This is a genomic window from Nocardia brasiliensis ATCC 700358, assembly GCF_000250675.2.
Classification (GTDB): domain Bacteria; phylum Actinomycetota; class Actinomycetes; order Mycobacteriales; family Mycobacteriaceae; genus Nocardia; species Nocardia brasiliensis_B.
In genome coordinates this window covers 3818958-3831654 of record NC_018681.1, presented here as the reverse complement: position 1 = coordinate 3831654, position 12697 = coordinate 3818958, and the positions used below count along the sequence as shown (strand labels likewise).

The following is a 12697-nucleotide window of genomic DNA, read 5'->3' as shown; positions in this document are numbered from 1 at the left end:
GCGTGCGGTGCACGAGGCAACGAGCACGAGGTCACCGAGCGCTAACAGCATCACACCATGGTGTCGGAGCTGACCGGCATGGACGTCGCCGACGCCCCCGCCTTTGCGGTCACAGGTCCGGGATGCGTCGTAACAAGCCGGTCGGTCGGGTCGATGGAAAGCTCAGTTCGTTGGGGTGGAATCGACTGTGGGAGACGGCATGAAGACGTTGATATTGGCTTTTGCTCTGCTGGCTGCGGTGGGTGGTGCGGCCGGATGTACGGACAGTTCGAAGTCGAGCAGTGATGGCACCTCTAGCGCGCCGAGCGCGGCGCCGGGGGTGTCACCGCGGCGCAGTCCGGATACGGCGGGGACGCCTGCGGCGCCGACGAAACTGCCGTCGCGCGAGGACGCGACGGTCGATGCTCGGGACTACCAGCAGGAGGGCTACTACTACTTCCAGTCACCGAGCAAGAACATCAAGTGCGGGTTCATCGAAAGCAACGGGCTAGGCACCGGATGCCAGTTGAAGAACGCGACGGTGATTCCGGCGGAACTGCCCGACTGCGGGACGCGGCCGGATCGGGCGGTGGCGGCGCAGGTCGTTGGTGGTGAAGGCAAGTACCTTTGCTTGAATCAGGGTGTGTTCGTGGGTCCGCCGGTCGACGGCGGTAGCGAAGGCGGCGGCAAGGTGCTCGCGTACGGCGAGACGATCGTCGTCAAGGGGACCGCGTGCACGTCGTCGGAGGCGGGCATCCAGTGCAGTCAGGCCGGGCACGGGTTCTTCCTCGCGGCGGACAAGCAGTCACTGTTCTGAGCCGGTCCGCGAAAAGCGCTCAGCAGCCCAGGATTTCGGCGAGTTGAAGGAAGTCGGAGGCCGTCAGATCGCTGACGGTGTCCGCCGGGCGATCGGCCTGCCGATGCGGGCCCTTCTCCCCCGGACGTTCCACGAAAGCGGTGCGCAAGCCCGCCGTCCGCGCGCCGTCGATGTCCCAGCCGTGGGTTGCCACCATCAGTACGCGATCCGGGTCGACATCGAGCAGTGTCGTCGCGGTGCGGTACACCTGCGGTGCCGGCTTGTAGGACCGGGCCAATTCCGCGGACAGGATGCAATCGAACGGCAGCTCAGCAGTTTTCACCAGGCGGGTGAGCAACGCCATGCCGCCGTTGGACAACGCCGCGACGGTGTAGCGGGTCCGCAGCCGGGCCAGCCCGGCGGCCGCGTCGGGCCAGGCGGGCAGCACGTGCCAGGATCGGACCAGCCGGGCGCGAGCCTCGTCGTCGAGGGCGACACCGTGCCGCTCCAGCAGACTGTCCAGCGATTCGCGATGCAAGGTGTCGAGATAAGCCCACGACCGCTCGCCTTCGCGAACCCGTTGCATCGCAGGCAGATACATGTCCCGCCAGTCGTTGGCGAACACCTCTGCGTCGAGCCGCACCTCGGCCGCCGCGAAGATCTCCGCCGCCTGCTCGCTGACCCCGCTGAACCAATCCACGGTGGTGCCGAAAATGTCACACAGGATCACCTGCACCGCATCCCGATCGAACCCGGACATTCGGAGTCCCTTCGAGTGACGGTGCCGCAGCCCGGCATTCTCCGAATCTCGCAGCCGAGCGTAACGCGTGCGGCGCGCGGCCGGCTTCAGACCGTATCGATCCCGGTGACCGACAACTGCATCCGAGCCACCTCGCTCCCCCGCGCCACCTTCACCGCAACCGGCCTACGAACCATGCAGCGTCGCATCCACCGAGCCGAACGCACCAGCATCTCGCCGCCACCTCGCTCCCCGCGGCGACCTTCATAGCAATCGGATCGCGTAACGTCCCATCGACGTCGCCACGGCGATACCCGTGCCGACCACCGACAGATCTCGAATGGCATTGCGAGCCCGCATTTCCCGCGGACCTACCAGTCGACGAAACCCAGCTCGTGCAACTTGCGGAAGACCAGCATCGAGCCGGGCGCGACGTGATCCATTGCCGCGTACTCACTTACCGTGAAATAGCGCAGCTCGGCGATTTCGCTGGTCGGCCGGGGCTCGCCGTCCAGTTCCGCGGTGAAGCACGTCATGTGCAGCTGGGTGCCGGCCGCATGACCGTACGCTTCGGCTTCGAACACACCGAGTTCGTCGCAGGACACGACGCCGACGCCGAGTTCCTCGCGCACCTCGCGGTGCAGCGCGCCGACGGGCGTTTCGCCGGGATCGATCTTCCCGCCCGCCATGTAGAAGACTTCCTTGCCGATCGATCGCGCCTGCAGCAGACGACGATCCCTGACGTGGGCCAACGCAGCTGTCCGTATCACCGGACCACCCTACTTTTCCGCTCCGGTGACGGGTCAACCGAATATGCACTAGCCGCCGATCATCCGCGCGCCGAGTGCTATTCGCCGGTCGGCGATACGAAACGCGGTCGGCGACACTAATGTGTCGGAGCGAACCTGTTCGATCGGCGAAAGGCATGGGGGAACGATGAACACCAGTCGGAGTGGGTGGCCCAGCCTGCCGCCGAGCGGGGACCGCAATCGCACGGTGCTGGCCTGCATGGTCGCGGGTGCCCTGCTGTTCGCCGTCGTTTCCGGGGTCAGTGTCGTGATCGTGGCGCAGGACCTGAGCCGGGATTTCGTCGGCACCGCGGTCGCGGCGCCGCAGGCGCAGCAGCCCGCGACCGGCCAGCAGCCCGCCGCCGAACAGCAGCAACCGCTGGCCGCGACCCCCGCCAACGTCACCGCCAACGGCGCCATCCCGATCGGGGATCCCGCCGCGAAAAACGTCGTCCAGGTGGTCGCCGACCTGCAATGCCCGGCTTGCCAGGCGTTCGAGCAGGCCAACGCCACCGCGCTGGAGGACGCCGCGACCCGCGGTTCCGCGCTGATCGAGTACAACATCATCTCGTTCCTCGACCGCGCCTCCACCACCCAGTACTCCTCACGCGCGGGCAACGCGGCCTACTGTGTCGCCGAAGCCGACCCGGCGAAGTTCCAGGGCTGGCTGGCCACCATGTTCGAGCAGCAGCCCGCCGAGGGCGGCGCCGGACTGCCCGACACCGAACTGATCGCGATCGCCCAGAGCGCCGGCTACACCGAATCCACTGTGGCCCAATGCATCACCGACCGCCGCTACGACACCTACCTGCGCACCAAATCCAAGGAGATCATCGACGGCGGCATCCGCTCCACCCCCACCGTCCTGATCAACAACCACCCCGTGGCCGACCCCAAACAACTCTTCACCCCCAACGGCCTCGCCCCCACCCTCCGCTGAGTAATCGCGTTGGGCGCCTACGGCTTCGGCCGGTAGGCGCCCGGGCGGCGAGGGGCCGCCGCGCCGGCGCTACCGGGGGTCAGACCTCGAGGTCTTCTTCTATGCCTTTTAGGCGGTGGCGGGCGAGGGCGAGGTTGGCGCGGGTGCGGTCGAGGGCGAGGTAGAGGAACAGGCCCTTGGATTTTCGGCCGCTCATGGGGCGGATGATGTGGTACTGGCCGGAGAGGGAGATGAGGATGTCCTCGATGCCTTCGTTGAGGCCGAGCTGTTCGATGGTGCGCATCTTGGCGCGCACCACCTCGGTGTTGCCGGCGGCGGCGACCTGCAGATCGAGTGCTTTGGAGCTGCCGAGCGTGCCGAGCGCCATCCCGCTGTTGTAGTCCACGACCGCGGCGCCGAGCGCGCCGTCGATCACCATCATGTCTTTCAGCGACAGATCCAGATTGGACATGTCTGTTCCTCTCATTCGGTGTGTGTTGTCTGGTCTGTGCCGAAGTCGTTCGCCAGCATGTGGTCGGCGATGGCGCGGGCCACCGGCCGTGACTCCAGGTGCAGCCGGCCGACATTCACGTCGGGCCCGGCCAGGACGGTCAGCGAGGTCCACCCCGCCGCGTAGATCACCACGTGTCCTTCGCTGCCGCGCACCACGACCTCGTGGAACCCGCCACCGTGCGCGGTGGTCGTCAGCCGATAGGACAGCGACAGTTGCGCGGCCGCCAGAGCCGCCATACCGCCGGGCTCGATGTGCGGCGGTAAATCGTGGGCGACGAGCAGCCCGTCGCTGGATGCGACTAGCGCGCCGGTCAGCTGCGGGACCCGCTCGCGGAGCAGCTTCAACTCCCCCAGTACGGTCGTGTTCAGTTCCGGTGCGGTCATCGCCACCTTGGTCAACCTTCCCATCAAATCTCCGAGCAATTTCCTTCGCGCGGTCACGGGTCCTCCCAAGCTGCCCCTCGGACTTCCGTCTCAACGCTCATGATCGTCCGCAGCGAATTCCGCGAGAATTCCCCGCAGCCGGTATCGGGCCAACGCCAGATTTCCGGTGTCACCATCGAACAGGACGTGCACGAAGAGCTGCCCGGCGAAATCTCCGGGCAGCGGATTCAAGAGGTGATAGGCGTGCGTTCCGCACACGATGATCTCGGTGTCGTCGGATCCGGTCGCGAGCGCCGCGCAGTGCAGCACCGAACGCACGATATCGGTTGTGGCAGCGGCATCTTCGTGTTGATCGACCAGGTCGTGCCGACCCGCCGCAGCGATCGCGAGACCGCTCGTACCGTCCACAAGTGTCGTACTGCACGCACCGGGTATATCCATAATGCGCGCAAGGCAGCCGTCGATATCGAGCACGCGCTCCTCGCCTGTTCTGTAAGGGTTGAGGATTCCAGACGCTACACACCGTCTCCGCGTGTTGTACGGCAAACGCGGGGGGAATTCGCAGCAGCGCGACATTTACCGAGGATACGTCCTAAATATACCTCACAGTATTTAATACCCAGCAGTTTCAATACCTTTCGGTATTGCCCCGGACAGCGAAAAGGTACCTTTCGGTTTCCTGCGCCCGGCGCCGGTGTCGCCGCCCGCTCGGTCAACGCTTCAACTTTCCTGCCTACTTCGCCGTATCCTGCGCCGAGACCGACTATCGTGTCCCCTCGGACGTAGTGTCGGTCCATCCGTTCCCACAGCCATCGGCGGCTCGGGCAGCCTGTGGCGGTTGCATATTCGAGGTGACTGATGAGTTCTACCGCAGTGGTGACGCTCGACAACCTGCGCCGGGATCTGCGCGAGTACGCGCGCCTGGCCGAGGTCGGTTACGACCCGGCGGTCGTGGACCCGGTACTGGAGCCGCTCGCCGACCTGTGGACGAATTCCGTTGTCGCCGTGCGCACCACCACGCATCCGGTGCCCGAGCGCGACGTCAATGTGCGTTTGATGCACGCGGGCGAGCCGACCGGACTCGTCACCACCCTGCGTGACGCCGGGCTGATCACCTATACCGGACATCCGATGGAAGAACTGCTGGCCGCGGTCAGCGCGGCCGTGCCCGCGCGGGCCGGTGTCGACGTCGCCCTGTCCGAAGGTGTCCAGAAGATCTGGCTGATCTTCCCCGAACTGCTGAGCGTGGAACGGATGCTCGCCTTTCCCGGGGTACCGGAGGCGGCCCGCGCGCACGCCGCGCACCTGTCCCGCTACGGCGGCCGGATCGGTATCCTCGCAGTCGATTTCGCGGCCCGCACGATGAATCTGTACTCGAACGTGTTCGAACCGGGCAGCCTCGGCTCGGCCGATATCGCCGAGATCCTGGCCGACCTCGACTTCACGGCGGCGACCGAGGAGGAGCTCGCACTACTCGGCCGCACCTTCAATATCTACCGCACCTTCTCCTGGACTTCCGCACGCATGCAACGCATTTGCTTCCCGCTGCGGGTGCAGGCCGCGAACTTCCCGGCCCACCTGCACCCGGTGCTGGCCCGTTTCGTCGAGGGCGCGCCCTTCGTCGACCCGGACACGCGCGGCTTCGTCTTCTACGCCGCGTATGGCCCTACCGATCGCTACTACAAGGTCCAAGCCGAATACGCTACCGGCCAGCCGGTCACCTTTCCCGGCGGCACCGCGCCTCGCGTCAACTGACGCCCTGCGCAACAGCGGCGGCGACGCTGACAATCCTTTCGCCGCAAGGTGTCCGGCGAGTTGCCGAAACGAGTGAGCGTCGCGCCGCGATGGGGAAAGTATGCGTAGCGACGTACTCACCTGCAGGGAGCGGCGGCAGGTCGTGCGACGGCTCGTCGCCCTGTGCCATCAGATGAACGAGCTCATCGATGTGGCGGAGGCCGAATCGTCGGAGCTGCTGCTCGCCCAGGCGCACACCACCTGCCGACTATTGCAGGATCTGGTCCTGGACTTGGTCGCAGCCGAGAGCAAGATCCGCTGAGCGACCGGACCGCGACGAGATCGCCGAGATTGTTTCGGCGTGTCGACAATCCGCGGGGGTGACCAAACCGAACTCAGATGTGTAGGCATCGATGTTTCGGAACGAGGTCATCATGCGCACACATCGGGAGCGCCCGGTATCGCGACTTGCTCAGGCGGCCAGCGCGTCGCGCCAGCACCAGGTATCGGTGTACTGATGCAGCGCGCTGATCTTGCCGTCGGCCACGCGCCACAGATGCGCGAACTCCGCGAGCACGGCTTTGCCGGTCGCGCGCGCCGTACCGCGGTAGTGCCCGGTGACGAGTACCGCGCCGTCCTCGGTGTCGTACCAGGCCTCGGCGTAGGGCGCGATATCGAAGTCCCGGCCGACCGGTCCCCACACCGTGGCCAGCGCGATCTCCGGACCGCGTGGCGCGAAGTCGATGACGCTGGGCATGCCCGGCGCCACGGCCGCCTCGAACCGCGGGTGCAGCGCGGCCAAGATCGCGGCGCCGTCGTTGGCCTGGGTCGCCAGATAGAACCGATTCACCACATCTCTGTTGCTCATGTCTTCACATTAGAGGGATCATTCTAAATCGACCAGAGAGGCGGCGGTGATCACAGGCACAACCAACTTCGCGCCGAGATCGATTGCGGGCCATAGCCAACACGCATATCGCATCGGACGATTCGCGCGGCGTTTGCGGTGCCACGATGACACCGTGCGGCTATCATTTGGTTAATCGTTCCGTGTACCGGGGGTCGGGTGGTGCCGAGGAACGGCTCGGCGAGGCAGACAAGGCAGGGGTTGAGTGGCCACGATCGCGCAACTGAGGGCAATTCTGGCAGTACTGCACATCGACCCCGGCGACATCGATGCCCTCACCACCGAGAACAACGACCCGGCGGTCGAGCGCGCCAAACTGGCCGCGCTGTTGCAGCGGGTGTTCAGCAGCGAACTGCGCAGCGCGGTGACCAACACGCCGGATCAGCAGGAGCTGGCCCGGCGCTGGACCGCGGCGAGCACCCAGCCCGCGCTGGACGGCGAGAACGCCACCGAACAGGCACATTTCGACGCGCACTGGCTGCACAACCGGATCGACGCGCTGGCCCCGCGCCATCTCTCCGATCAGGCCCCGGTTCTGCTCGACGCCGCGGCCCGCGCCGCCGAGGCCGCCCAGGTGCTGTTGTCCCTGAGTAGCGGAAACCCGCACGGCGACGGCACCGAATCACTCTGGCAGACCGCCCTGGACGACCTGGCCTCGGCTTTCCATCTGATCAACGACGAGCACAACGCGATCACCCAGCCGATCGAATAGCGCCTCAGCTGCGGCCGACCTTGCTGTGGCTGAGCCGGAACCGGAACAGGGCGACCAGTCCGCCGACGACACCGACCCCGAGCAGAATGAGGCAGGGTTCGACGATGTCGGCGAACCCGGCTCCGCGCAGGATGACGTCCTGGTAACCCTTCAGCGCCCAGTACTGCGGCGTGAACGGCGACAAGGCCTGCGCCCAACCGGGCAGCGTGTCGCGCGGCGTGATCGTGCCCGCCAGCCCGCCGATGGCCAGCGAACCGACCTGCGCCATGATCGAGAGCTGGTCGATGGTGCGGCACAGCGAGACGAGCGCGATGCCGAAGCCCCAGGTCGCGACCATGAGCGAGGCGCTGATCGGGAGCAGCAACCAGACCGAGCCCTTGCTCTGCAGGTCCCACAGTGTGAAGGCGACCAGCCACAGGATGCTCAGGTGCACCACCGAGAACAGCACCGACGGGAGCGATTTGCCGAGGATGATCTCGCCGGCGCGCACGGGCGCGGCACGCAGCCGATCCCAGGTTCCCCATTCGTGCTCGCGGAAGAACGAGGCGCCGAGCAAGGTCGTGATGAAGAACGCGAACATCACGATGGTGCCCGGCCCCGCCTGTTCGATGCCGCTGGCGTTGGGGAACCCGCCGAAGAAACGCAGCTGCGCCTTGTTCGCCGGGGTCAGGAACGCCATCATGCCGATGGGCAGCACCGTGAGCACGATGAGCTGGGCCGGGTCCGACCGGATGCGGCGCAGGTCCGCCCAGGACAAGGCGCGCACCCGATCGACGGCGGAGTCATGCAACAGCATCTCGGATCCCTTCCACGGGCTGGTCGTCGCCGGCCGCGGCCGCGCGCATGATCGCCAGGTAGGCGTTCTCCAGATCGGGGTGCTGGATCTCCGCGGCAAGCAGTTGCTCGGTATCGGTGTCCAACGTGGTGAACAACTGCGCGAGCAGTTGGCCGGGCGCGTTCGTCGGAATATTGAGCCGGCGCGCTTCGACCACCGCGGCACCCGGCGCGGCGAGGAACCCGCCGAGACTCGCCGGGATCTCGGTGGCGAATTCGAGACTCACCGCCGCCTGCGCGTGGCGCTCGATCAGCTCGGCGGCACTCCCCTGCGCCAGGATTCGGCCCTGATGCAGCACGACCACCCGGGCCTCGAGCACCTCTAGTTCCGGCAGGTAGTGGGTCGCGTACACCACTGCCGCGCCCCGATCGGCGAGGTTGCGCACCTCGTCGAGCAGGTCTTGCCGGGCCGAGACGTCCGCGCCCACGGTCGGCTCGTCCAACCACAGCACGTCCGGCTCGTGCAGCAGCGCCATCGCGGTGTGCAGCCGGCGCTGCTGACCGCCGGAGAGCTGGTGCGCCCGGGTGGTGAGGAACGGGGTGATGCCGAGCCGCGCGGCGACCTCGTCGATCCGCGCGGGCAGTTCCTTGCGGCCCACGCCCATCAGCTTGCCGAAGAAGGTCAGATTCTCCCGCGCGGTCAGCGTCGGGTACACGCCGAGTTCCTGCGGCGCGAAACCCAGTTTGCGCCGGGCCTGGCGCGGCTCGGCCGCGAGGTCGATGTCGTCGATCCGGACCGTGCCCGAGTCAGCGGGTGTGAGGCCCGCGACGATGGCGGCCGTGGTGGTCTTGCCCGCGCCGTTCGGGCCGAGCAGGCCGACGATCTCGCCGGGTCGCACGAGCAGGTCGACTCCGGTGAGCACCTGTTTCTTACCGTACGACTTGTTCAGATCGCAGATCTCCAGCATCTCGCACCTCCTCGTGCAGCAGTGGCCAGGGCGCGCCCCATCCGGCCGCGCCGAGCACCGAAACTTCTCCGGCGACAACGTCTTCGGCGGAAAAGGCGTTGACGATATCGGCGGCGACCGGCGCGATGGGGTTGCTCACCGCGCGCCCGCCCGGGGTGTTCGTCAGGTCGGTCCACAGCCGCGGCGGGCGGACCACCACGACATGCCACGGATGGTGGCGCGCAACGTATTCCGCGAGCCCCTCGACCGCCGCCTTGGCCGCTGCGTAGTGCGGCCACCAGCGGGGCGGGGCCAGCACCGCCTCCGACGAGATCAGCACCACGGTGGCGCCCTTGTCGAGCCGGGGCACGCATACCGACAGCGGCGCGAAGACCAGCCGGGTGCTCGCCGCCATGAACTGCGCGGCGGTCTCGACCGCGTCCGGCGCCAGCGGCAGGGTCGGGATCGCCGGCGCCGCGAGCAGCACCACGCCGTCGAGCGGACCTTCCGGCAGGGCGGCACCGAGCGCATAGCCGTCGCTCGCGTCGGCGAGCACCGGCCACAGCCGATCCCGGTAGGCGTGTGAGGCCGCGGCGAGCACCTCGGGCGCACGGGTGCAGCTCACCAGCACCCGCGCACCCTGACTCGCCAGGCCCAGCGAGACGGCCGCGCCGAGCCCCCGGCTGCCGCCGACGACCAAAATGGTGCGGCCCGCGAGCCGCTCCGAAGGCGGCAGCACGGCGGCCAGTTCCTGCGGGTCCGGCCCGGGCACCGATTCCCGGATCAGGCTTTGCACGGTGACGTCGGCACTGGCGCCGCACCGCATACCGGCCGCCAGGGTGACCAGCCCCGAGCGCCGGTCCACCTCGGGCGCGGCGGTGTCGAATTCCACTGCGCCGGAACCGGACCCGTGCAGCACGATGGTCGTCGCAACGAGCAGCGCGTCCCGGCCGGGTGTGCACATGCCGGTCCAGTAGCTGGCCCAGCCGAGCACGGCCGCGACGTGTTCGGGCACGCGGCCGCCGATCACCCGCGAGACCAAGGCGGCGATCAGCGGGTAGTCCACCGCGTACGTCCCGTGTTCGGCCCCCGGCGCCCGCGCGGAATCGCCTGCCACATCGGCCAATTCGAGCACGCGCGGGGTATCGCGGCGCGGGTGATCCGCGGCGGCGGGGCCGCACCACGGCAGCACCGAACCCAGCCGGCACCGGACGCCGACCACCTCGATGCCGCCGAAGCTGACCCGGCCGCGGGCCTCGCTCTCCGACACCGTCCAATCGACCTCGTAGCGGCGGCCCGGAATCGTCGGCTGCCGGAACGTCGCCCGGATATCGCGCACCGCCATCGGATCGGTGGTCTCGGCGAGCGCGGCCAGCGCCAGGGTGACCACGAGCGCGCCGTGCGCCACCGGTCTGCCGTACGGCGAGCGGTGGCCGAAATCGTTGTCCACGTGCAGCGGATTGCGATCACCGGTGGCGGCCGCGTAGGTCGCCACGTCGGTGTCGGTCACACGGAACACGCGGGCCGTCATGACACCCGCTCCCGCCGTGCGGTCACCACGGCCGCGGCGAGTTCGGCGAGTGTGGGTTCCGACGTGAGCGTGCTCTCCGGAAGTTCCACCGCGAACGCGCGTTCCACCGCGTACACCAACCGGACCTGGGCCAGCGAATCCCAGGTGTCCATATCGGCGCGCACCGTGTCGGGGCCGTGGGCGGCCGGCTCGCCGACCACTTCGGCGAACAGCTCGAGCAACTGCTCCATCACATCAGTAGCCATGTTGGGTCTGCGCCTCTCGCACGTGCGGGCTGCGCGCGGGCGCGCCACCCGTCAGGTCGAATCCGTATACCGCCCCCTGGGCCGACTCCGCCTCGAGCGCGAAACCGTGCTGGGGGTACAGCTCGCGCACCAGCGCGTTGCGGGCAGTCGGCAGATACCGGCCCACCAATCGCGAACTGCCCTGTGCCAACGCCCATTCGGCGGCCGCGGCCAGCAGATTGTTCTCCGCGTTCCGGCCGATCACCCGGCAGCTGAGCAGCAGGGTGTCGATCTCGACGGCACCGTCGCGGTCCTCGGCGAGCAGCACGCCGACGATGCCGTGATCGGCGAAACGGTCCCGCAGGCGCAGGATCGCGGCGAACCACCGCGGATCCTCGGCCATCTTCCGGACCTGGCTCTGGGTGTGCCTGCGGGTGGTCAGGTTGAACTGATTCGTCTTGGCGATCAGCTGGGCGGCCCGGTCCAGGGTGGTGCTGTTGATCGGCTCGATGGTGGCGACCATGTCCAGGCTCGCGAGGAACTCGTCCAGGTTGTCCGTCACGATCCGTTCGGCGGCGGCCAGCGCCTGATAGGAGCGTTGCCGCGTGAAGTCCTCACTCGACAGCGCCCCCGGATGCAGCCAGGGCAGCGCGGCCAGTGCGGCGCGGAACTTCGCGGGCGCCGCGGGCAGACACAGCGCGCGCACCTCGGGATGCGCGGCGACGACCTGGGCGCACTCGGCCGGATTGTCGTCGACGAACGCGATGCTGCCGGGGCCCAGCCGGATCTTCTGCGAGATCTCCTGGAGCTGTTCGGATTTCGGCCGCCAGTCGGCGACGATATGAGTGAAGTCGGCGGCCCGCAGCACCATGCCCGGCGCCTCGTTGATAGCCCGCAACGCGAGGTCGCGATCGTTCTTGCTGGCCACCGCGAGCAGCACGCCGCGCTCGGTGAGCGCCCGCAGATAGCGCTGGAAATCGGCGAACGCCTCGCCCTCGGCGCCGGTGCCGACCCGGATGCCGTCGATGCCGTCGTCGCCGAGGACGCCGCCCCACAGGGTGCCGTCGAGGTCGACCACCACGCACCGCGCGGACCGGCCCCGGTCGGCCGCGACCGTGTCGGCGATCGCCGCGGCCAGCCACGGCAGGCTGTCCGGCGCATACGGTTGCCGCACCCGATACCAGCTGCGCGAGTCCTCCCACTGCCGCAGACCCACCTGGGCGGCAAGCTGTTCCACGTCGACGAACAACACGCGGCCCGCCGCCTGTTCGGCGAGCCGCGCGTTGATCTCGCGCACCCGATGCGAAAGCGACTGCGGGGTACGCCAGGCGGCCGCGCCGTACGCGTCGACCGCGGGCGGCGCGAACCCGAGCTGCACCACGCGCACGCCGGCGCGCGCCGCGGCGTCCCACAGCCCGACCCAGCGGTCCACCGTCTCCTCGACCGTGCCGGTGACATCGTGGTGGGTACCCGCCAGCACGACGTAATCGCCTTCACGGAACGGCGTTTGGGGCGCGAGCAGGACCTGTTCGACCTGACCGAACGGAAACTCGAGCAGCTCCGGGGTCACCCCGGCGCGAGCGCAGGCCAGCGGCAGCAGCTCGGTGAGGAAGTCGGTCGTGTAGGTCGCCAGCACGGCCAGACGGACGGCGACGCCCGGCGGGTTCGGTTCGCGGGCGAGCGTTTTCGCGTGCTGAGTCCACGCGACATACCCGTCGGCGGGTGCGATCCGCACCGCGATATCGGCCAT

16 protein-coding genes are annotated in these 12697 nt (G+C 68.1%); 5 read left to right on the top strand and 11 right to left on the bottom strand.

What is annotated here, in order from left to right:
- The first annotated feature begins 199 nt into the window (after positions 1-199).
- Complete coding sequence (locus tag O3I_RS17285; protein WP_237748318.1) at positions 200-796, top strand: DUF6636 domain-containing protein; 597 nt, start codon at positions 200-202, stop codon at positions 794-796.
- A gap of 19 nt (positions 797-815) precedes the next feature.
- Here the strand turns inward: O3I_RS17285 and O3I_RS17280 are convergent, their stop codons facing one another.
- Both O3I_RS17280 and O3I_RS17275 read right to left on the bottom strand, forming a co-directional pair.
- Positions 816-1535, bottom strand: a complete 720-nt coding sequence (locus O3I_RS17280) for a haloacid dehalogenase type II (RefSeq protein ID WP_014984236.1) — start codon at positions 1533-1535, stop codon at positions 816-818.
- 350 nt (positions 1536-1885) lie between these two features.
- Positions 1886-2284, bottom strand: coding sequence for an NUDIX hydrolase (locus O3I_RS17275; protein ID WP_041562670.1), 399 nt, complete (start codon positions 2282-2284; stop codon positions 1886-1888).
- 166 nt (positions 2285-2450) lie between these two features.
- Between O3I_RS17275 and O3I_RS17270 the strand changes: the two genes are divergently transcribed.
- The gene (locus tag O3I_RS17270; protein WP_014984234.1) at positions 2451-3242 is read left to right on the top strand and encodes a DsbA family protein; all 792 of its coding nucleotides are present in this window, start codon (positions 2451-2453) and stop codon (positions 3240-3242) included.
- A 79-nt stretch (positions 3243-3321) separates the two neighbouring features.
- On the opposite strand, the gene O3I_RS17265 is transcribed toward O3I_RS17270, so the two are convergent.
- From O3I_RS17265 to O3I_RS17255, 3 genes are all read right to left on the bottom strand, one after another.
- Complete coding sequence (locus O3I_RS17265; protein ID WP_014984233.1) at positions 3322-3693, bottom strand: hypothetical protein; 372 nt, start codon at positions 3691-3693, stop codon at positions 3322-3324.
- 11 nt (positions 3694-3704) lie between these two features.
- The gene (locus O3I_RS17260; protein WP_014984232.1) at positions 3705-4142 is read right to left on the bottom strand and encodes a roadblock/LC7 domain-containing protein; all 438 of its coding nucleotides are present in this window, start codon (positions 4140-4142) and stop codon (positions 3705-3707) included.
- Positions 4143-4208: 66 nt separating this feature from the next.
- Positions 4209-4526, bottom strand: a complete 318-nt coding sequence (locus O3I_RS17255; RefSeq protein WP_014984231.1) for a hypothetical protein — start codon at positions 4524-4526, stop codon at positions 4209-4211.
- Between the two features lie 450 nt (positions 4527-4976).
- Between O3I_RS17255 and O3I_RS17250 the strand changes: the two genes are divergently transcribed.
- Both O3I_RS17250 and O3I_RS17245 read left to right on the top strand, forming a co-directional pair.
- On the top strand, positions 4977-5873 hold the full coding sequence (locus O3I_RS17250) for an aromatic prenyltransferase (RefSeq protein WP_081594021.1): 897 nt from the start codon (positions 4977-4979) through the stop codon (positions 5871-5873).
- 100 nt (positions 5874-5973) lie between these two features.
- Positions 5974-6174 carry a hypothetical protein gene (locus O3I_RS17245; RefSeq protein ID WP_014984229.1) on the top strand — a complete coding sequence of 67 codons (201 nt, stop codon included), beginning with the start codon at positions 5974-5976 and terminating at the stop codon, positions 6172-6174.
- A gap of 150 nt (positions 6175-6324) precedes the next feature.
- Here O3I_RS17245 and O3I_RS17240 read toward each other — a convergent pair whose 3' ends face one another.
- Positions 6325-6720, bottom strand: coding sequence for a nuclear transport factor 2 family protein (locus tag O3I_RS17240; RefSeq protein WP_014984228.1), 396 nt, complete (start codon positions 6718-6720; stop codon positions 6325-6327).
- Between the two features lie 244 nt (positions 6721-6964).
- On the opposite strand from O3I_RS17240, the gene O3I_RS17235 reads away from it, so the two are divergent.
- Positions 6965-7471 carry a hypothetical protein gene (locus O3I_RS17235; protein WP_014984227.1) on the top strand — a complete coding sequence of 169 codons (507 nt, stop codon included), beginning with the start codon at positions 6965-6967 and terminating at the stop codon, positions 7469-7471.
- A 4-nt stretch (positions 7472-7475) separates the two neighbouring features.
- On the opposite strand, the gene O3I_RS17230 is transcribed toward O3I_RS17235, so the two are convergent.
- The 5 genes from O3I_RS17230 to O3I_RS17210 are packed head-to-tail and all read right to left on the bottom strand — an operon-like array spanning position 7476 to position 12697.
- The gene (locus O3I_RS17230) at positions 7476-8267 is read right to left on the bottom strand and encodes an ABC transporter permease (protein ID WP_014984226.1); all 792 of its coding nucleotides are present in this window, start codon (positions 8265-8267) and stop codon (positions 7476-7478) included.
- On the bottom strand, positions 8254-9213 hold the full coding sequence (locus tag O3I_RS44835; RefSeq protein WP_063632258.1) for an ABC transporter ATP-binding protein: 960 nt from the start codon (positions 9211-9213) through the stop codon (positions 8254-8256). Before O3I_RS44835 ends, O3I_RS17230 begins: the two co-directional genes overlap by 14 nt.
- Positions 9176-10723 carry an SDR family NAD(P)-dependent oxidoreductase gene (locus O3I_RS43845; protein ID WP_014984224.1) on the bottom strand — a complete coding sequence of 516 codons (1548 nt, stop codon included), beginning with the start codon at positions 10721-10723 and terminating at the stop codon, positions 9176-9178. The genes O3I_RS44835 and O3I_RS43845 overlap by 38 nt, the downstream gene beginning before the upstream one ends.
- Entirely contained in the window at positions 10720-10968 is a 249-nt protein-coding gene (locus O3I_RS17215) for an acyl carrier protein (RefSeq protein WP_063632255.1), read from the bottom strand. The genes O3I_RS43845 and O3I_RS17215 overlap by 4 nt, the downstream gene beginning before the upstream one ends.
- Positions 10958-12697: an HAD-IIIC family phosphatase gene (locus O3I_RS17210; RefSeq protein ID WP_014984222.1), complete on the bottom strand. Its 1740-nt coding sequence runs from the start codon at positions 12695-12697 to the stop codon at positions 10958-10960. The genes O3I_RS17215 and O3I_RS17210 overlap by 11 nt, the downstream gene beginning before the upstream one ends.